This is a genomic window from Streptomyces sp. NPDC047982 (assembly GCF_043204165.1).
Taxonomy (GTDB): Bacteria; Actinomycetota; Actinomycetes; order Streptomycetales; family Streptomycetaceae; genus Streptomyces.
This window is the reverse complement of record NZ_JBIDBS010000006.1, coordinates 183,092-201,143: the sequence shown is the minus strand read 5'-3', so window position 1 is coordinate 201,143 and position 18,052 is coordinate 183,092. Positions and strand designations below refer to the sequence as shown.

Below are 18,052 nucleotides of genomic sequence, written 5' to 3'. Positions count from 1 at the left end.
ACGGTGCGGGAACGGTGCGGGCCACGCCCACGAACACACCGCCCGTCGAACGCGAAGGGGCGTGTCCGATGTCCGGACACGCCCCTTCCCCGTCACTGCGCGCGATGCGCGGTGCGCCGTTACGCGCCCCTCAGCACCGCGCCCGTCCGCTCGGCGGCCAGCGCCACCGCGGCGTCACGGGCGGCCGTGGCCTCGTCGACGGTCAGCGTGCGGTCCGCGGCGCGGAAGCGCAGCGCGTACGCCAGGGACTTGCGGCCGGCGCCGATCTGGTCGCCGGTGAAGACGTCGAACAGCCGCAGCGATTCGAGGAGTTCACCCGCGCCCTCGCGCAGCGCCCGCTCCACCTCGGCGGCCGGGACGTTCTCCGCGACGACCAGCGCGACATCCTGGGTCGCCACCGGGAAGGCGGAGATCCTGGGCGCCCGGACCGGTCCGTCGGCGGCCCGCTCCAGGACGTCCAGTTCGACCTCCATGGCGCAGGTGCGCTCCGGGAGGTGGAGCGCCTTGACGACGCGCGGGTGCAGTTCACCGGCGTGCCCGAGGAGGGTCTCCTCGCCGTCCACCGTGACGTACAGCGCGGCGCACCGGCCCGGGTGCCAGGGCGCCTGCCGGCCGCCGAGGACGGTCACCTCGACACCCGCCTCGCGGGCGACCGTGCGGGCGGCCTCGACGGCGTCCGCCCAGTCCGCCGGGCGGCCCGCACCCCACCAGCCGGCCTGCTCACGGGCGCCCGCGAGGACGACCGCGGCGTGGCGGGGCTGGTGCGGCAGCGCGCCGTCGAGGGCGGCGATCTCCTCGTCGGTGGGACGCCGGTCGACGGGCAGCCGGACGGCCTTCGCGGCGCCGTCCGCGGGCCGGAAGACCAGCCCGGTCTCAAAAAGCGCCAGGTCGTGGCCGCCGCGGCCGTCGTTGCGCCGCAGCGCGCCGAGGAGCCCCGGCAGCAGCGTGGTGCGCAGGGACGGTTCCTCGTCCGACAGCGGGTTGACGAGGTCGACGGTGCGGCGACGGGCGTCGTCGGCTTCGAGCCCGAGCTGGTCGAACACGGTGGCGCCGACGAACGGGTAGTTCAGCGCCTCGACGTACCCGGCCCCGGCGAGCGCCCGGCCGATCCGGCGGTGCAGCCGCTGGCGCTCGGTGAGCCCGCGCCCGGACGGGGGCGTCGGGAGCGTGGACGGAAGGTTCTCGTAGCCCTCCAGCCGGATGACCTCCTCGGCGAGGTCGTTCGGCTCGCCGAGGTCGGGGCGCCAGGACGGCACGGTGACGATCAGCTCGTCCTGCCCGTAGACGTCGCAGCCGACCTCCTGGAGGCGGCGTACGACGGTCTCGCGCCCGTACTCGACGCCGGCCACCCGGTCGGGGTGGGACGCGGGCATCGCGATGGTGCGGGGCGCGGACGGGGCGCAGACCTCGGTGACCCCGGCCTCGGCGGTACCGCCCGCGAGCAGCACCAGCAGGTCGACGGTGCGCTGCGCGGCGGCTGCCGCGGCCTGCGGGTCGGTGCCGCGCTCGAAGCGCTTGGACGCCTCGGAGGACAGCTTGTGGCGGCGCGCGGTGCGGGCGATCGAGATGGGGTCGAAGTGCGCCGCCTCGATGACGACCTCGGTGGTGGCGTGGGCGCCCTCCTGGGCGTCCGCGATCTCGGTGTTGGCGCCGCCCATGACGCCCGCGAGGCCGATCGGGCCGCGGTCGTCGGTGATGACCAGGTCCTCGGCGTCCAGGACGCGGACCGTGCCGTCGAGGGTGGTGAGCTTCTCGCCCTGCTGGGCGCGGCGCACCCCGATCGGCCCGTCGAGACGGGTGCGGTCGTAGGCGTGCAGGGGCTGGCCGAGCTCCAGCATCACGTAGTTGGTGACGTCGACGGCGAGCGAGATCGGACGCATCCCGGCCTTCTGCAACCGGCGCCGCATCCAGATCGGGGAGCGTGCCTCGGGCTGGAGGCCGACGACGGTCCGCGCGGTGAACCGGTCGCAGCCGATCGGGTCGGCGACCTCGACCGGGTGGCCGAACGCGTTCGGCGCGGGCACGTCGAGGAGCGCCGGGTCGCGCAGCGGCAGGCCGTACGCGATGGCCGTCTCGCGGGCGACGCCGCGCATGGACAGGCAGTAGCCGCGGTCGGGCGTGACGGCGATGTCCAGGACCTCGTCGACGAGCTGGAGCAGCTCGATGGCGTCGGTGCCGACCTCGTGCTCCGGCGGGAGCACGATGATGCCGTGCGTGCCGTCGTCGCCCATGCCGAGCTCGTCGGCGGAGCAGATCATGCCGTGCGAGGTCCGGCCGTACGTCTTGCGCGCGGAGATCGCGAAGTCGCCGGGCAGGACGGCGCCGGGGAGAACCACGACGACCTTGTCGCCGACGGCGAAGTTACGGGCTCCGCAGACGATCTCCTGCGGCTCGCCGGTGCCGTTGGCGTCGCCGACGTCGACGGTGCAGAAGCGGATGGGCTTCTTGAAGCCCTCCAGTTCCTCGATGGTCAGGACCTGTCCGACGACCAGGGGGCCCTTGAGGCCCGCGCCGATCTGCTCGACGGTCTCGACCTCCAGGCCGACGGCGACGAGCTTGGCCTGTACGTCACGGCCGGTCTCCGTCGCCGGCAGGTCGACGTACTCCCGCAGCCAGGAAAGCGGGACACGCATCAGATCTCCATCCCGAACGGCCGGGTGAAACGGACGTCACCCTCGACCATGTCTCGCATGTCTTCGACGTTGTGGCGGAACATCAGCATCCGTTCGATGCCGAACCCGAAGGCGAATCCGCTGTACTTCTGGGGGTCGACGCCGCAGGCGATGAGCACCTTGGGATTGACCATGCCGCAGCCGCCGAGCTCGATCCAGCCCTCGCTGCCGCAGGTGCGGCAGGGGCGGTCCGGGTTGCCGACGGAAGCGCCGCGGCAGACGTAGCAGACCATGTCCATCTCGGCGGACGGCTCGGTGAACGGGAAGAAGTTCGGCCGCAGCCGGGTCTTCATGTCCTGGCCGAAGAGCGCCTGGACCATGTGGTCGAGGGTGCCCTTGAGGTCGGCCATGGTCAGGCCCTCGTCGACGGCCAGCAGCTCGATCTGGTGGAAGACCGGGGTGTGCGTCGCGTCGAGCTCGTCGGTGCGGTAGACGCGGCCGGGGCAGACGACGTAGACGGGGGGCTCGCGGTCGAGCAGGGTGCGGGCCTGGACCGGCGAGGTGTGGGTGCGCAGCACGACCCCGGACTCGTCGGTGTCCGCGCCGTCTGCGCCGCGGACGAAGAAGGTGTCCTGCATCTGCCGGGCCGGGTGGTCGGGCACGAAGTTCAGCGCGTCGAAGTTGAACCACTCGGCCTCCGCCTCGGGGCCCTCCGCGATCTCGTAGCCCATGGCCACGAAGACGTCCGCGACGCGCTCCATGAGGGTCGTCAGCGGGTGGCGGGAACCGGCCGGGACACGGTCGTACGGCAGCGTGACGTCCACCGCCTCCTCGACCAGCACGCGGGCGTCCCGCTCGGCCTCCAGCTCCGCCTGACGGGCGGCGAGGGCCTTGTTCACGGCGCCTCGGGCCTGGCCCACGCGCTTGCCCGCCTCGGCCTTGGCCTGCGGCGGCAGCGCGCCGATCTCCCGGTTGGCGAGCGCCAGCGGCGAGGTGCCGCCGGTGTGCGCGGTCTTCGCCCGGGCGAGCGCGTCGAGGTCACCGGCGGCGGCGAAGGCGGCGAACGCCTCGTCCCGCATGCGCTCGATCTCTTCCGGTTTCAGTGCCTCGACCTCGACTGGGTCGTACGACTTGTTCGGTGCCGACATCTCTTCCCGTGCTTCCGATTGGCTGGTACTGCTCTGAACCGGGGACGCCCCGGACCCCGGCGGCCCCGCCCGACGGCTGGAGGACGCAAAGGTGCCAAAGGACGAGTCTAAAGGGCGCCGGGCGTGCACAGGGTCCGCGGGCGGCGCGGGCGGCCTCCCGACGCCCCTGCCGCCGGCTCGTCCGGGCGCCGCGCGAGCGCCGCTACCCGAGATGGGCGGGAGCGCTCACGGGCAGGACGAACCGGAATTCGGCGCCTCCGCCGCGGCCGCGGCCGACCGTGATCGTTCCGCCGTGGGCCTCCACGATGCCCTTGACGATGTAGAGGCCCAGGCCCGTGCCGCCGCGCTTGCTGCCCCGCCAGAAGCGGGTGAAGACGCGGGCCATCGACTCCTCGGGGATACCGGGTCCTTCGTCGCTCACGGTGACGACTGTCCCCTCCTCCTCGCTCTGCGCCGGTGCGGGCGCGACTTCGATGGTGACGGTTCCCTCGCCGTGGCGCACCGCGTTTTCCAGGAGGTTGCCGAGCACCTGGTCGACCTTGTCCGGATCGGCCCAGACCACGGGCAGCGGCTGGCAGGTGCGGACGAGGAAGCGGTCGGGGTCCTGGCCCTTGGCGGTGAGGGCCTGGACGTGGCGTTCGACGGCGGCGGAGAGGTCGACCGGCTGCCGACGCAACTCCAGTCGGCCGGAGTCGATCCGGGAGATGTCGAGCAGCTCGGCGATGAGCCGGGTGATGCGGCCCGCGTCGGCGTCGACGGTCTCCAGCATCAGGCGCTTCTGGTCGTCGGTGAACCGTTCCCATTTGGCCAGGAGCGTCGCGGTGAACCCCTTGACGGAGGTCAGTGGGGAGCGCAGTTCGTGGGCGACGGTCGCGATCAGTTCGGCGTGGCTGCGTTCGTTGCGGCGGCGGGCCTCGGTGCCGCGCAGGGAGACCACCACGCGGCGCACGGGACCGGTCGGGCGCTCGCGCACGTATCGTGCGGAGACCAGGACCTCGCGGCCCCCGGGCAGCAGCAGGTGGCGCTCGGGCTGGCCGGTGCGGGTGGCGAGGCCGCCGTACGGATCTGTCAGGGCCCACCAGCGGTGGCCCTTGAGGTCCTCCAGCGGCAGCGCCCGCTCCAGGGGGCGCCCGAGGGCGAAGTCCCGGGGCACGGCGGTGATGCGGACCGCCGCGGCGTTGAAGTGGACGATCCGGCCGGACTCGTCGGCGACGACCAGGCCGTCGGGAAGGTCGTCGGGATCGATGCCCGGGTGGGGGCCCCCCGGGGCGGCGTCCGGGCGGGGATCGGGGGCGGGGCGCGGGTCGTCGGGCGGCCCGTCCGCTGCGTCGGGTTCCTCGCAGGCGTGCACGGCGGCGGTGCGTGTCCCGCGCGGCCTGTTCATGCCGACGCCCATATCCCTTATCCCACCTCTCGCATGCAGACCGGTGCAGTGGGCCCCCGGGTCCGTCACCCTACTAGTCGTCGGTGACGGTGCGACACCCTGCGGGGGCGCACCGTCGCCGTGCTCCGTGCGCGGTCCGGCGGCTCGCGGTCACGGCGCCGTCGCGGACCCCGGTCCGGCCCGGCGGGGCTCAGGAGCGGGACCGCTGGGCCCGTGCGGAGGCGTACAGGCAGACGGCCGCCGCGGTCGCCAGGTTGAGGCTCTCCGCCTTGCCGTGGATCGGCACCCGTACGACGGCGTCGGCCAGTGCCCGGGTCTCCTCCGGCAGCCCCCACGCCTCGTTGCCGAAGACCCAGGCGGTCGGGCCGCCCATGGTCCCGGCGTCGAGCTCGTCGTCGAGGTCGTCATCGCCCGCGCCGTCGGCGGCGAGGATGCGTACGCCCGCCTCCCTCAGCCCTCGTACGGCCTGCTCGACCGGGACGCCCACCGCGACCGGCAGGTGGAAGAGCGAGCCGACCGAGGCCCGGACGGACTTGGGATTGTAGAGGTCCACCGAGGCGTCCGTGAGCACGACGGCGTCGGCGCCCGCGGCATCGGCGCAGCGCAGCACCGTGCCCGCGTTGCCGGGGTCGCGTACGTGGGCGAGCACGGCGACCAGGTTCGGCCGCGCGGCGAGGATGGCGTCGAACGGGGAGTCGAGGAAGCGGCAGACGCCGATCAGACCCTGCGGGGTGACGGTCTGCGACACGTCGGCGAGGACACCGGCGTCCGCGAGGTGTACCAGGGCACCGGCCTCGTGGGCGGCGTCGACGATGTCGGCGTACCGCTCGGCGGCCTCGACGGTGGCGAAGAGCTCGATCAGCGTCGGTTCGCCGTCGGCGCCGCGGTGTCCGGCGGCCTCGCGCACGGCCTGCGGCCCCTCGGCGATGAACCTGCGCTCCTTGCCGCGGAAGTTGCGCTTGGCCAGCCGCCGGGCGGCGGTGATGCGCGGCGATCGCGGGGAGATCAGTTCGGGGGTGCCCATGGTCGGCGGCGAGCCTCTCTGCGTACGGAGGTGACGGACGTACGGAACGGAACGAGAACGGAACGGAACCGGGTGCAACGCACCGGACCCGCAGACGACGAGCGCCTGCGGGTCCGGCTCAGCGAACGGAAGGTGCGCCTGGATCAGGCGGCGGCCTTCGGGGCGTTGACGTCGCTCGGAAGGGCCTTCTGGGCGACCTCGACGAGCGCGGCGAACGCGTTGGCGTCGTTGACCGCGAGCTCGGCCAGCATCTTGCGGTCCACCTCGATGTTGGCGGCCTTCAGACCCTGGATGAGGCGGTTGTACGTCATGCCGTTCTGACGGGCGGCAGCGTTGATGCGCTGGATCCACAGCTGGCGGAAGTCGCCCTTGCGCTTCTTGCGGTCGTTGTAGTTGTAGACGAGGGAGTGGGTGACCTGCTCCTTCGCCTTGCGGTACAGCCGCGAGCGCTGGCCGCGGTAACCGCTGGCCTGCTCCAGGATCGCCCGGCGCTTCTTGTGGGCGTTTACTGCGCGCTTGACGCGTGCCACTTGTCAACTCCTTGCAGCGGGGCCGTGGTTGGACTCACACGGCCCGGAAACGAATGGGTCCCGGTCTCAGTCGAGGTCGCGCCCGCGGTGTCACCCGGGGCGGCGGACTCACTTGCCGAGAAGCTTCTTGACCTTCTTGGCGTCGGCCGGGGCCAGCACAACCGTGCCGGTCAGCGAGCGGGTCTTCTTGGACGACTTGTGCTCAAGAAGGTGGCGCTTGCCGGCGCGCTCGCGGATCACCTTGCCGGAGCCGGTGACCTTGAAACGCTTGCTGGCACCGCTGTGCGTCTTGTTCTTCGGCATCGCGCCGTTCTCTCCTCGTCAGTGGCGCCCCTCTCGGTGCGGGCACCGGACAGCAGGGGCGTCAGATCTTGGTGGGGATTCCGGGGTGTCCGGGGCCGCCTGGATGGCGGCCCCCTGGGATCACGCCTCGGAAGGTGTCTCGCCCGAAGCCTGGACGTTCCCGCCCTCGGCGCCGGCGCCGGAGCCGGAGCCCTGACGTCCCGCCTTGCGGGCGGCCTGGGCCTCGCGGGCCTCGGCCATGGCTTCGGTCTTCTTCTTGTGCGGGCCAAGAACCATGATCATGTTCCGGCCGTCCTGCTTCGGGTTGGACTCGATGAAACCGAGGTCCTCCACGTCCGAAGCCAGACGCTGGAGCAGTCGGAAGCCCAGCTCGGGGCGGGACTGCTCACGACCACGGAACATGATCGTGATCTTGACCTTGTCGCCCTGCTTGAGGAACCGGACGACGTGACCCTTCTTGGTGTCGTAGTCGTGCGGGTCGATCTTCGGCCGGAGCTTCATCTCCTTGATGACCGTGTGCGCCTGGTTCTTGCGCGCCTCACGGGCCTTCATGGCCGACTCGTACTTGAACTTCCCGTAGTCCATGAGCTTGCACACGGGCGGACGGGCGGTCGCCGCCACCTCGACCAGGTCGAGGTCGTACTCCTGCGCGAGTTCCAGGGCCTTGGCAAGCGGAACAATCCCGACCTGCTCGCCGCTGGGACCGACAAGTCGCACCTCGGGAACGCGAATCCGGTCGTTGATGCGGGGCTCGGCGCTGATGGATCCTCCTCGGTAGCACCACGCGACCGCCTGGCGGACAGCCGCGTAACGTCTGTTTTCGATCAGACCAACCGCACAGGGACAAGAAAAATGCCCCGGACGGGACACAGGCGGGGCTCCTGGAACAACCGGAACACCGCCGCGGTCTGCCGCGGGGCGCATCGGGCGGCTCCATCGTCCGTACGGAACGATGGGCACCGCCTGACCGGGTGACCCGCCGCCCCGAAGGGCAGCCAGGTGGGAGATCGGAGCCTCCACTTGCGGGCCGGGCACATAGCTGCCCAGCCGGTCGTGACACAAGGCTAGCAGCTCCGCGGGGCGTGCGCTAACCCGGCGTCTCGCGCCGCTCCCGCCCACGGCACGGTGTTCACGTGCGCCTATCGTAGGACGCATGAGTGACGCGACACCCGTGAACGATTCCCCCGGCTTCGACGAGATGGCCCGCGACATCGCGGAGGTGCCCGCGGTCGAGGTGATCGTGACGGTCGCGGTCAATCTGATGAGCGCCGCCGCCGTGAAGCTCGGCCTGACCGAGGACGGCGACGAGCACAAGGACCTCGACGAGGCCCGCAAGCTGGTCCACGCCCTGGCCGGCCTGCTGGACGCCGGCACGACGGAGATCAGTTCCTTCCACGCGGCTCCGCTGCGTGACGGGCTGAAGTCGCTCCAGCTCGCCTTCCGCGAGGCGTCGCTCGTGCCGGACGAGCCCGGCACCGGCCCCGGCGAGAAGTACACCGGCCCGATCTTCGGCTGACCCACCCTCCCCCTTCCCTTTTCCGCCCTTCCTTCCTTCTTCCGGACACGCATGAGCCCACCGCCCCCGGGCGGTGGGCTCATGCGTGTCGTACGGGGCCGGCGCCCCGGGCTCAGCGCGTGAACAGGGCCTCGCCCGGTGCCGCCGCGTCGGCCGGGAGCACCGCCAGGTCCAGGCCGCGCACCAGACGGGCGCGCAGGACCTCGTCGGCCGCCAGCCGCTCGGCGACCCGGCGGGCCGCGTGGGCGTGGTCCGTGTCGGCGTCGAGGACGAGGGCGAGGGTGCCGTCGGACCGGCCGGGGCCGAGGTGGGCGCGGAGCACGGCCGGCTCGGCGGCGACCGCGTCGCGCACCGCCGACGTGACCGCGGGGTCGTCCAGCGGATCGGCGCTGGTACGGCCCTCGGCGAGGGCGAGCAGCGCGGGGCCGGTCAGTTCGAATGCGACCGGTCCGGCGAGGTCGAGGACGACGGTGTCCGCCTTCTCGTGCGCGGCGGCGCGCAGGGCCTGGTGCAGCGGGACGGCGACGGGGCGGGCCTTCGGGTCCCAGAGGGCCAGCGAATCGGTCGAGGTGAAGGCGGGCAGGGCGCGGCGATCCCCGGCCACGAGGGTGGGAACCGCCATGTCGCTGGTCTTTTCGCGCCGCAGCCCCTTCTCGTCCACCTCCACCTCGCCGAGCACGGCGACGACGGGGACCAGGAGCCGCGTCCCCTGGAGTGCTTCGAGTACCGGGCCGACGGCCTTCCGGTCCTCGGCCCAGGCGGCGAGCGCCGCCGCGAGGGCCGGGTCGGCCGAGCCGTCGTCGTCGGAGTAACCGGGGTCCGGGATGTTCTTCAGCTCCACGGGGCGAGCGTAGCCCCTGCGCCCGCGTGCCCTCCCGGCAGGTCGGCGCGGTCGCCGGCGGGCCGGCTCAGACCCGGCGCCGTGCTCCGGCCCAGCCGCCGCTCCCGCCGCGCCACAGCACCACGGCCAGGGCCAGCAGGACGGCTCCGAGACCGCCCGCGGCGAGGGCGAGCCGGCCGGTGGGCCTGGTGGCGTGGTGCTCGGGAGCGGGGCCGGGTCCGAAGTACCGCTTGCGGTACCCGACATCCGCGGACTCGGCCCGCAGACCGGCGGGGCGCAGTCCCGAACCCGCCTCGATCGCGGCGGCGGGGTCCACGACGCCGTATCCCCGGGCGTCGTCGTGGCCGGAGCCGGAACCGCTGCGGGCCGTGTCCGTGAGCAGCCGCTTGATCTGTGCCGGTGTCAGCCCGGGGTGCGCGGCGCGCACCAGGGCGACCGCGCCGGAGACGAACGCGGCCGCGGCGGAGGTGCCCCACTCCACGTAGTACTGACGGTCGGGGGCGGGGACGACGATGTCGACCCCGGGCGCGCTGACGGTGGTGTACCAGCGGCGGGTGGAGAAGGCGGCGTGGGTGCCGTACCGGTCGACCGCGGCGACGGCGATCACCCCCGGGTAGGCGGCGGGGTAGGAGACGTGGTCGCCCTTCTCGCCGCCGTTGCCCGACGAGGCGACGACGACGGCCCCCTTCCCCAGCGCGTATTGAATGGCTGCGTCCTCGCTCGCCTCGGGGTGGGCCGACTCGCTGTCGTCGCCGAGCGAGAGATTGATGACGTCGGCGCCGTGGTCGGCGGCCCAGCGGATGCCGTCGGCGAGGGCCGTGCCGCGGGACTCCCGGGCCCTGGCGCGGGCCGGGTCGGAGGCTTCGAGGATCACCCGGACCGGGAGGATCTTCGCCTCGGGGGCCACGCCGAGCACCCCGTCGGTGCCACCGGTGCCGTGGCCGCGGCCCGCGATGATGCCCGCCATCGCCGTGCCGTGCCGTGCCCAGGCGTGGTCACCGCGGCGGGCTCCGAAGCCGATCATGTCCTTGCCGGGCAGGACCTGGCCGGCCAGGTCGGGGAGGCTGCCGTCGACCCCGGTGTCGACGACGGCGACGGTGATGCCCCGGCCCTTGGTGGTCCGCCACGCCTGGTCGGTGTGGAGCGCCCGGAGCCCCCACTGCTGGTCCCGGATGGCGTCGGCGCGGGCCGGGACCGCGGGCAGCAGCGCGAACGCGGTGGCGGCGCAGACCGCTCCCACCACGCGGCGGCGGTGGCGGGCGCGGCGGCTCATCGCGGCTTCTTCGTGAGGTCGGTGACGGCCCGGCGCAGACCCCGCTCGATCCGTTCGGCGATGCCCCCGGCCTCGTGGCCGAGCCCGGCCTCGGTGACCGTGCCCTTCGCGCCGGGGGCGGTGGCCCGGTCCGCGGGGCGCGGGTCGGTGACGGGGCGCCCGTCGGCGAATCCGGACACGGCGAACACGACGACGGGCATCCCGGTCGACACGCGGATGGACCAGGCTGCACGCTGCCGGTCGCCGAACGCGGCGGCGACCGTGCCGTCGACGGGGTACGTGCGGGGCATCAGATCGGCGCGGCGGCCGAGGTGCTGCTCAAAGAAGCGGTCGCGCAGCGCCGTCATGGCCCGGGCGTCCCCCTCGGTGAAGATCACCCCGACCGTGGTGACGGAGCTCGTGGTGGCGTCGGTGTACGTGGCCCGCACCAGCCGGTCGCAGCCGACCGGGCGCAGGGCCCGGGCCAGCAGCGGGTCCAGGGCGGGCGCGCAGCCGCCGTCGGGGGCCACGGCGAGCCGGGTCCAGACCCGGTCGGCGCCGCCGGGCCCCGCTCCCCGGCCGTCGAGCGTGCGCGGGAAGAGCGTGTCCACGGGGACGCTGTGCCAGGCGGAGCGCCCGACGGTGTAGGGGCTGCGGGCGGCGGGGTCGGCGGAGGACGCACTGGTCAGCCAGGCGCCGGTGGCGGCGCCCCCGATCAGTCCGAGCCCGAGCACGACGCACACCGCGGCGACCGCGGTACGGGCGGGGCGACGGGTCCGGACGGGGCGGAGCCGGGTGGTGGTCTCGGCAGGGGTCTCGGGGAACGGCCGCCGGTACGTGTACGTGTGTGGGTGCGGGGCGGGAACCGGCCCCGGCTGCGGGGCCGTTACGGGTGCCGGTGCTGGGGTGGGGCGATGCGGCGGGGCGGGCGCCGTCGTGGGCGCGTGGGTCTGCGCGCGCGGCGGGGCGGGGACCGGGGCGGGGTTCGGCAGGCGCCGTGCGGCTCCCGGGGGCGAGGGGGTGGGCCGTGGCGGGACGGGAGGACGCTGCGCCTCGGTACTCATCCGCCCCCCTGATCCCATTCCGTACCGTGCGCGGATCGAGGCCGCAGGCAGGCCCTTTGGTTCGCCGCGTGCCGTCACTCTACGGGGTGGCGGGGTCCGGGTGGGAGCGGGACGCCGGGCCGGCGGCGGCGATCTGTGCGGATCAGCGATCAGCCCCTACCCAGCGGTACGGACGTCTGGCAAGCTGCGGCCATGACTGCGCGCGCCGCCGACCGGACCCGTTACGACCGGGCCACCGCCCACCTGGACGCCCCGCTCGCGGTCGTCGACCTGGACGCGTTCGACGCCAACGCCGACGACCTGGTGCGCCGGGCCGGCGGCAAACCGATCCGGGTGGCGAGCAAGTCCGTGCGCTGCCGGGCCCTGTTGGAACGGGTGCTGGCGCGACCCGGGTTCGCCGGGATCATGTCGTTCACGCTGGCCGAGTCGCTGTGGCTGGCACGGGCCGGTTTCGACGATGTGCTGCTGGCCTATCCGTCGGCCGACCGGGCGGGTTTCGCGGAGCTGGCCGCCGATCCCGAGCTCGCCGCGACCGTCACGGTGATGGTGGACGACCACGCGCAGCTGGAGCTGATCGACGCGGCGCGGGCCGGCGGCCGGGAGGAGATCCGGGTCTGTCTGGAGCTGGACACCTCGCTGCGTCTGCTGGGCGGCCGGGTCCGGATCGGTTCCCGGCGCTCGCCGCTGCGCACGCCCGCCCGACTGGCCGAGCTGGCGCGTTCGGTGGTGCGTCGGCCCGGCTTCCGGCTGGTGGGTCTGATGGCGTACGAGGGGCACATCGCCGGGGTCGGGGACGCGGTCGCGGGACATCCGCTGCGCTCGCGGGCGGTCCGGCTGATGCAGGCCACGAGCCGCAGGGAGCTGGTCGTACGGCGGGCCGAGTCGGTGCGGGCGGTGCGGGCGGTCGCCCCGGACCTGGAGTTCGTGAACGGCGGCGGCACCGGCAGTGTGCAGCACACGGCGGCGGAGCGGGCGGTGACCGAGATCGCGGCCGGGTCGGGGCTGTTCGTTCCCCGGCTGTTCGACAACTACACGTCGTTCACGGCGCGTCCGGCGGCGCTGTTCGCCCAGCCGGTGGTGCGCCGCCCGGGGGCCGGGGTGGTGACCGTGCTCGGCGGGGGCTACCCGGCGTCCGGTGCCGCGGGGGCGGACCGGCTTCCGGTCCCGTATCTGCCTCAGGGGCTGCGCTACGACCCGCAGGAGGGGCCCGGCGAGGTGCAGACGCCGCTGCTGGGTGCACCGGCCGACGATCTGCTGATCGGCGACAAGGTGTGGTTCCGGCACGCCAAGGCCGGTGAACTGTGCGAGCGCTTCGACGCGTTGCGGCTGATCGAGGGCGACCGGGTGACGGCGACGGTGCCGACGTACCGGGGCGAGGGCCGTACGTTCCTCTGAGCGCGGCTGCGTTCCGCTCGGGTGCGGGGTGACACGTAGGCGTCGCAGACGCCCCGTCGACGAGGGAGTCGCTAGCCGTCGACGCACGAGGCGTCGTCGGCGAGGAACGCGACGGCCGCCGCGATGCCGGCGGCGCGGGCGAACCGCCCGGCCGGGATGTGGACGGTCCTGCGAGCTGCGCGTTCCGGGTCCTTGGCGAACAGCTCCTGGAGCAGCGGGGTGTCGACCGGTCCCCGGACAGCGCGCTGCCCCGGATGCCCTCGCGGGCGAACTGGACGCCGAGTTCGCGGGACACGCACAGGACGCCACCCTTGGACGCGGGTACGAGATCTGGCTGGTTGCCGCCCCCATGACCGCGACGAAGAACGCCGTGTGGCGTCACCGCGCGCGGCCTGCGCGCCACGGCCGGTGCCGCTACCGGCCCCGCCCGAGGGGCTCTCAACCGATCGCAAAGGTATCCTCTGCCGCCATTGGCATTGGAACCGAGCCCGCCCGCCCAGCGGCGGCCGACCGGAGGGACCGTCCCGTGTCCGAACCTCTCATCGGCGTCTCCACCTATCTGGAACCCGCGGCCCGCTGGGGCGTCTGGGAACTGCCCGCCGCGCTCCTCCCGGCCGCCTACCCGCGCATGATCCAGCGGTCCGGCGGCCTGGCCGTGCTCCTCCCGCCGGACGCCCCGGCACGGGCCCGGGCCGCCGTGGCCCGGCTGGACGGCCTCGTCATCGCGGGCGGTGCGGACGTGGAGCCGGCGCTGTACGGCGCGGAGCGCGACTTCAGGACGGGCCCTCCCTCCGAGGAGCGCGACGCCTGGGAGACGGCCCTCATCCGGGCCGCGCTGGAGTGCGGCACCCCGCTGCTCGGCGTCTGCCGCGGCATGCAGCTGCTCAACGTGACGCTCGGCGGCACCCTGACCCAGCACCTCGACGGGCACGGCGGACCGCTGGGGGCGGCCGGTGTCCTCGGTTCGCACCCGGTCGTCCCCGTACCGGGGACGCTCTACGCGTCGATCGTGCCGGAGGAGAGCGCCGTCCCCACCTACCACCACCAGTGCGTGCAGCGGCTCGCCCCGGGCCTGGTGGCCTCGGCGCACGCGGCGGACGGCACGGTCGAGGCGGTCGAGCTGCCCGGGTCCCCCTGGGCGCTGGGGGTGCAGTGGCATCCGGAGATGGGCGACGACCTGCGGCTGGCACGGGCACTGGTGGCGGCGGCCTCGGCGTCCGGCCCGGCCCCGGCCCGTGCGCCGCTGGAGGGTCTCGCCCCCGCCTCGGCGCACGCGGGGCTGACCGGCTGACGGGGGCGCGCCACCGGCGCCCGCGGGCGTGGCCCGCCCGTCCTCACCGCAGCCGCACGAGGGCCTGAGCTGCCCGTCCTCACCGCAGCCGCACGAGGACCTGGCCTGCCCTCACTACGGCCGGGTTTCCCGCGCCGTCAGCGACAGCAGATCGCGCGCCGGACCCGTCGGGCGGTGGCCGGCGGGCCATACCGCGCGCAACTGGCGCCGCAGCCGCATGCCGCCGATCGGGACCTTCACCAGGCGCCGGGCGGACAGTTCGTCGCCCACCGCCAGTTCGCTGAGCACGCACGGCCCCGCCCCGCTCTGGGCCGCGCCCTTCACCGCGGTCGTCGAGGACAGTTCGAGCAGCGGCACGGCGAGCCCGCCGTGCGCAGCCAGGGCGGCGTCCAGGACCTGGCGTGTGCCCGAGCCCGGCTCCCGCAGCACCAGGGGGGTCGCGGCCAGTTCGTACGGGGTCAGCGGTGTGCGGCGGTGGGCCCAGGCGTGGGACGGGGCGACCGCGACGACGAGGCGGTCGTGCGCGATGACCGTGCCGTCGAGGCCCTCCGGCGCCGACAGGCCCTCCACGAACCCGAGATCGGCCTCCCCCGCGAGCAGCCGCCCCGCGACCGTCGCCGAGTTCCCGGCGAGCAGCGAGACCGCGGTGTCCGGCCGCTCGGCGCGCAGCGCCATCAGCCAGCCCGGCAGCAGGTACTCGGCGATGGTCATGGAGGCGGCGATCCGCAGCCGGGAGTCCCGCCGGTCGCGCAGCGCCTGCGTACCGGCGTCGAACGCCTCGGCCGCCTCGACGACGCGGCGCGCCCAGTCGGTGACCAGCGCGCCCGCGTCGGTGAGCCGCGAGCCGCGCGGCGAACGGTCCAGCAAGGCCAGACCGAGCTGCCGTTCCATGGATCGGATGCGGCTGCTGGCCGCGGGCTGAGTGACCCCGATGTCGCGGGCCGCGCGCCCCAGGCTGCCGTGCCGGGCGACGGCGAGCAGCAGCTCCAGCGCGCCGAGGTCGGGAACCCGGTGGGAGAGCGGAACATGCACGTCAACGGTCATAAATTCAGCTTATGGCCTCATAGGCACGAAGCCCCTGGTGGCATTCCGCGCGCCTTTCGAGAATCGTGGCATGGCCACCTTCTCGCAGCCCAGACAGTCCCACGCGCCACAGCAGGCCGTGCCGTCCCCCGCCCCGCAACCGGTCGCCCCGACCCTGCCCCTCCTGCGGCACATCGGTCCCAACTGGTACGCGAGTGTCATGGGCACCTCGATCGTGGCGAGCGCGGGGGTCGCGCTGCCGGTGCACGTTCCGGGACTGCGGGGCGCCTGCACGGTGGTGTGGGCGCTCGCGGTGGTCATGCTGGCCGTCGTGCTCGTGGCCCGCGCCGGGCACTGGGCCGCCCACCGCGACCAGGCCCGCCGCCATCTGCTGGACCCCGCCGTCGCCCCGTTCTACGGCTGTCTGTCGATGGCGCTGCTGGCCGTCGGGGGTTCGACGATGGTGGTCGGCCGGGACGTCATCGGGCACGGGGCGGCCGTGGCCCTGGACGCGGTGCTGTACACGGCGGGCACGGTAATCGGGCTGGCCGCCGCCGTCGCGATCCCGTACCTGATGGTGGCGCGCCACCGGATCGATGCCGGCACCGCCTCACCGGTGTGGCTGCTCCCGGTGGTGGCCCCGATGGTCTCCGCGGCGCTCGGCCCGCTGCTGATCCCCGAGCTGCCCGCCGGTCAGTGGCGGGAGGCTGCGCTGCTGGCCTGCTACGCGATGTTCGGCCTGAGCCTGCTGGCCACGCTGGTGATGCTGCCGCTGGTCTTCGCCCGCCTGGTCCACCAGGGCCCGCTGCCGCTCGCGCTGACGCCCACGCTGTTCCTGGTCCTCGGGCCGCTGGGCCAGTCGACGACGGCGGTCGGCCAGCTCGCCGATGTGGCGGAGGCGGCCGTCCCGGAGCCGTACGTCGCGGGCTTCGAGGCGTTCGCGGTGCTCTACGGGGTGCCGGTGATGGGTTTCGCGCTGATGTGGCTGGCCCTGGCCTCCGCCCTGGTGGTGCGTGCCATGCGGGGCGGCATGCCCTTCGCCATGACGTGGTGGGGCTTCACCTTCCCGGTCGGCACGTGCGTCACGGGTGCAGCGGGTCTGGCCCGGCACACCGGCCTCGACGCGTACACCTGGCTGGCCGTCGCGCTGTACGTGCTGCTGGTGACGGCGTGGGCGGTGGCCGGGGTGCGGACGCTGCGCGGACTGCTCAGCGGAGCGCTGCTCGCAGCTCCGAAGGCGCCCGCACCAGCGACGGCCCGTACCACGTGAGGTATCGCCCGTCGACGAGTGCGGCGGGCAGCCCGGGGAACGCCTCGGGTCCGTCGTCCGCCGTGAAGCGGTACGGCTCGTCGGGCAGGACCACGAGGTCGGCGCCGGCCGCGTTGAGCCGGTCGAGCGGTATCCGGGGGTAGCGATCGGCGTGGCCGGCGTAGACGTTGTCGACGCCCAGCCTGGACAGCAGGTCACCGGCGAAGGTGTCGCGCCCCAGCACCGTCCAGGGCCTGCGCCAGACGGGCACGACCGCACGGCGCGGGGCCCGGGGCGGCGGCAGCGCGGCCCAGGCGGCCTCGGCCTCGTCCAGCCAGAGCGGCCGGGGCGGGCCACAGGCGGCGGCCAGGACCCGCTCCAGCTCCTCGAACGCCTGGTCGAGGGTGCGGATCTCGGTCACGAGCACCTCGACACCGGCGGCCCGGAGCCCCGCAAGGTCCGGGGCGCGGTTCTCCTCCTCGTTGGCGAGGACGAGGTCGGGCCGCAGCGCGACGATCGCGGCCACGTCGGGGTTCTTGGTGCCGCCGACACGGGCGGCGGTCAGCCCGGCGGGATGGGTGCACCAGTCGGTGACGCCGACGAGCCGGCCGGGGGTGGTGACGGCGACGGCCTCGGTGAGCGAGGGCACCAGGGAGACGACGCGCACCGCGGCCACCCCCTCAGCGGCGCGGGTCGACCGTGGCGTCGATGTGCTCGGCGACCGCGACGACCAGCAGCCGCGTGCCGGGCGTCGTGGCCCGCCAACGGTGCCGCACCCCGCCGGACAGGAACAGCGTGTCGCCCTCCTCCAGCCGGTACGCCCGCCCCTCGGCCTCCACCTCCGCGGCGCCCCGCACCACGTACATCACCTCGTCGTTGCGGTGCTGGAACTCACGCCCGAGGTCGAGTTCGCCGGTGAACTCCAGGGCGCTGAGCTGGTGGCGTCCGCGCACCACCCTGCGCACCCCGTCGGCCGCGCCGCTCCCGTGACGCCCGGCGGCCTCCTCGCTCCCGTGGCACCCGGCGACCGCATCGATCCCGGCATGCGCCCGGCTTCCGGCCGCCCGTACGACGTCGACGGCGCGTGCCGAGTCGGCGGCGGCGCGCAGCCGTGCCGGAGTGGTCTCCAGGGCTCCGGCGACCCGGTCCAGGGACCGGGCGCTGGGCCGTGCCCGTTCGTTCTCGATCTGGCTGAGGAACGGCACGGACAGACCGCTGCGCGTCGCGACCGCGGCCAGTGTGAGCCCCAGGGACCTGCGCCTTCGGCGGATCGCGGCGCCCACGCGGAGTGTTTCCTTCTCGTCCATGTGCGGCTCCCTCCCGACTCGTCATCCTTCCGGTTGTCGGCGCATTCCGCACACGGTTGCGCGAGATCGGCCGGTTAGGGCCCCTCCGGGCGGTTCCGCACGGAGGGGGCGTG

The 18,052-nt window shown here is 74.1% G+C and carries 17 protein-coding genes and 1 pseudogene; 4 read left to right on the top strand and 14 right to left on the bottom strand.

Annotation, left to right across the window (positions count from 1 at the left end; genetic code table 11):
* Positions 1–119: 119 nt before the first annotated feature.
* From pheT to infC, 7 genes are all read right to left on the bottom strand, one after another.
* Positions 120–2,633: a phenylalanine--tRNA ligase subunit beta gene (gene pheT, locus ACGF2V_RS10035; RefSeq protein ID WP_362630740.1), complete on the bottom strand. Its 2,514-nt coding sequence runs from the start codon at positions 2,631–2,633 to the stop codon at positions 120–122.
* Positions 2,633–3,760, bottom strand: a complete 1,128-nt coding sequence (gene pheS, locus ACGF2V_RS10030) for a phenylalanine--tRNA ligase subunit alpha (RefSeq protein ID WP_362705008.1) — start codon at positions 3,758–3,760, stop codon at positions 2,633–2,635. The genes pheT and pheS overlap by 1 nt, the downstream gene beginning before the upstream one ends.
* Positions 3,761–3,962: 202 nt before the next feature.
* Positions 3,963–5,156, bottom strand: coding sequence for an ATP-binding protein (locus ACGF2V_RS10025; protein ID WP_362705011.1), 1,194 nt, complete (start codon positions 5,154–5,156; stop codon positions 3,963–3,965).
* Positions 5,157–5,334: 178 nt separating this feature from the next.
* Positions 5,335–6,168, bottom strand: a complete 834-nt coding sequence (locus tag ACGF2V_RS10020) for an RNA methyltransferase (RefSeq protein WP_362705014.1) — start codon at positions 6,166–6,168, stop codon at positions 5,335–5,337.
* A gap of 143 nt (positions 6,169–6,311) precedes the next feature.
* Positions 6,312–6,698 (bottom strand): 50S ribosomal protein L20, encoded by a 387-nt coding sequence (rplT, locus tag ACGF2V_RS10015; protein ID WP_073787782.1) that lies wholly within the window; start codon positions 6,696–6,698, stop codon positions 6,312–6,314.
* Positions 6,699–6,806: 108 nt separating this feature from the next.
* A complete protein-coding gene (gene rpmI, locus ACGF2V_RS10010) occupies positions 6,807–7,001 on the bottom strand; it encodes a 50S ribosomal protein L35 (protein ID WP_362627802.1) in 195 nt (64 codons plus the stop codon).
* 120 nt (positions 7,002–7,121) lie between these two features.
* Positions 7,122–7,826, bottom strand: coding sequence for a translation initiation factor IF-3 (gene infC / locus ACGF2V_RS10005; RefSeq protein WP_362705179.1), 705 nt, complete (start codon positions 7,824–7,826; stop codon positions 7,122–7,124).
* Between the two features lie 328 nt (positions 7,827–8,154).
* Here infC and ACGF2V_RS10000 point away from each other — a divergent pair, with 328 nt between their 5' ends.
* Positions 8,155–8,517: a DUF1844 domain-containing protein gene (locus ACGF2V_RS10000; protein ID WP_362627799.1), complete on the top strand. Its 363-nt coding sequence runs from the start codon at positions 8,155–8,157 to the stop codon at positions 8,515–8,517.
* Between the two features lie 112 nt (positions 8,518–8,629).
* Here the strand turns inward: ACGF2V_RS10000 and ACGF2V_RS09995 are convergent, their stop codons facing one another.
* From ACGF2V_RS09995 to ACGF2V_RS09985, 3 genes are all read right to left on the bottom strand, one after another.
* Positions 8,630–9,358 carry an SseB family protein gene (locus ACGF2V_RS09995; RefSeq protein ID WP_362627797.1) on the bottom strand — a complete coding sequence of 243 codons (729 nt, stop codon included), beginning with the start codon at positions 9,356–9,358 and terminating at the stop codon, positions 8,630–8,632.
* Positions 9,359–9,425: 67 nt separating this feature from the next.
* Entirely contained in the window at positions 9,426–10,631 is a 1,206-nt protein-coding gene (mycP, locus tag ACGF2V_RS09990; protein WP_362627794.1) for a type VII secretion-associated serine protease mycosin, read from the bottom strand.
* Positions 10,628–11,353, bottom strand: coding sequence for a hypothetical protein (locus ACGF2V_RS09985; RefSeq protein ID WP_362627791.1), 726 nt, complete (start codon positions 11,351–11,353; stop codon positions 10,628–10,630). Before ACGF2V_RS09985 ends, mycP begins: the two co-directional genes overlap by 4 nt.
* Before the next feature lie 513 nt (positions 11,354–11,866).
* On the opposite strand from ACGF2V_RS09985, the gene ACGF2V_RS09980 reads away from it, so the two are divergent.
* The gene (locus tag ACGF2V_RS09980) at positions 11,867–13,069 is read left to right on the top strand and encodes an amino acid deaminase/aldolase (protein WP_362627788.1); all 1,203 of its coding nucleotides are present in this window, start codon (positions 11,867–11,869) and stop codon (positions 13,067–13,069) included.
* A gap of 26 nt (positions 13,070–13,095) precedes the next feature.
* Here ACGF2V_RS09980 and ACGF2V_RS09975 read toward each other — a convergent pair.
* Positions 13,096–13,444 (bottom strand): annotated as a pseudogene (locus ACGF2V_RS09975) (SDR family oxidoreductase); the annotation flags it as partial.
* A 151-nt stretch (positions 13,445–13,595) separates the two neighbouring features.
* Between ACGF2V_RS09975 and ACGF2V_RS09970 the strand changes: the two are divergent.
* A complete protein-coding gene (locus ACGF2V_RS09970) occupies positions 13,596–14,360 on the top strand; it encodes a gamma-glutamyl-gamma-aminobutyrate hydrolase family protein (protein ID WP_362627785.1) in 765 nt (254 codons plus the stop codon).
* A gap of 114 nt (positions 14,361–14,474) precedes the next feature.
* On the opposite strand, the gene ACGF2V_RS09965 is transcribed toward ACGF2V_RS09970, so the two are convergent.
* Positions 14,475–15,404, bottom strand: coding sequence for a LysR family transcriptional regulator (locus ACGF2V_RS09965; RefSeq protein ID WP_362627782.1), 930 nt, complete (start codon positions 15,402–15,404; stop codon positions 14,475–14,477).
* A 70-nt stretch (positions 15,405–15,474) separates the two neighbouring features.
* Here ACGF2V_RS09965 and ACGF2V_RS09960 point away from each other — a divergent pair, with 70 nt between their 5' ends.
* Positions 15,475–16,653 (top strand): TDT family transporter, encoded by a 1,179-nt coding sequence (locus ACGF2V_RS09960; protein ID WP_362627779.1) that lies wholly within the window; start codon positions 15,475–15,477, stop codon positions 16,651–16,653.
* On the opposite strand, the gene ACGF2V_RS09955 is transcribed toward ACGF2V_RS09960, so the two are convergent.
* Together ACGF2V_RS09955 and ACGF2V_RS09950 are read right to left on the bottom strand one after the other, a co-directional pair.
* Positions 16,592–17,299, bottom strand: a complete 708-nt coding sequence (locus ACGF2V_RS09955) for a helical backbone metal receptor (protein ID WP_362705017.1) — start codon at positions 17,297–17,299, stop codon at positions 16,592–16,594. The two genes, ACGF2V_RS09960 and ACGF2V_RS09955, sit on opposite strands and share 62 nt — an antisense overlap.
* A 13-nt stretch (positions 17,300–17,312) precedes the next feature.
* A complete protein-coding gene (locus ACGF2V_RS09950; protein WP_362705020.1) occupies positions 17,313–17,939 on the bottom strand; it encodes an XRE family transcriptional regulator in 627 nt (208 codons plus the stop codon).
* Between the last annotated feature and the right edge of the window lie 113 nt (positions 17,940–18,052).

Excerpts from the sequence above, each read along its gene's own strand:
- ACGF2V_RS10020 (WP_362705014.1), bottom strand. The coding sequence starts at position 6,168 with ATGGGCACCCCCGAACTGATCTCCCCGCGATCGCCGCGCATCACCGCC.
- rpmI (WP_362627802.1), bottom strand. The coding sequence starts at position 7,001 with ATGCCGAAGAACAAGACGCACAGCGGTGCCAGCAAGCGTTTCAAGGTC.
- pheT (WP_362630740.1), bottom strand. The coding sequence starts at position 2,633 with ATGCGTGTCCCGCTTTCCTGGCTGCGGGAGTACGTCGACCTGCCGGCG.
- ACGF2V_RS10000 (WP_362627799.1), top strand. The coding sequence starts at position 8,155 with ATGAGTGACGCGACACCCGTGAACGATTCCCCCGGCTTCGACGAGATG.
- ACGF2V_RS09965 (WP_362627782.1), bottom strand. The coding sequence starts at position 15,404 with ATGACCGTTGACGTGCATGTTCCGCTCTCCCACCGGGTTCCCGACCTC.
- ACGF2V_RS09950 (WP_362705020.1), bottom strand. The coding sequence starts at position 17,939 with ATGGACGAGAAGGAAACACTCCGCGTGGGCGCCGCGATCCGCCGAAGG.
- ACGF2V_RS09960 (WP_362627779.1), top strand. The coding sequence starts at position 15,475 with ATGGCCACCTTCTCGCAGCCCAGACAGTCCCACGCGCCACAGCAGGCC.
- ACGF2V_RS09980 (WP_362627788.1), top strand. The coding sequence starts at position 11,867 with ATGACTGCGCGCGCCGCCGACCGGACCCGTTACGACCGGGCCACCGCC.
- pheS (WP_362705008.1), bottom strand. The coding sequence starts at position 3,760 with ATGTCGGCACCGAACAAGTCGTACGACCCAGTCGAGGTCGAGGCACTG.
- ACGF2V_RS10025 (WP_362705011.1), bottom strand. The coding sequence starts at position 5,156 with ATGGGCGTCGGCATGAACAGGCCGCGCGGGACACGCACCGCCGCCGTG.
- mycP (WP_362627794.1), bottom strand. The coding sequence starts at position 10,631 with ATGAGCCGCCGCGCCCGCCACCGCCGCCGCGTGGTGGGAGCGGTCTGC.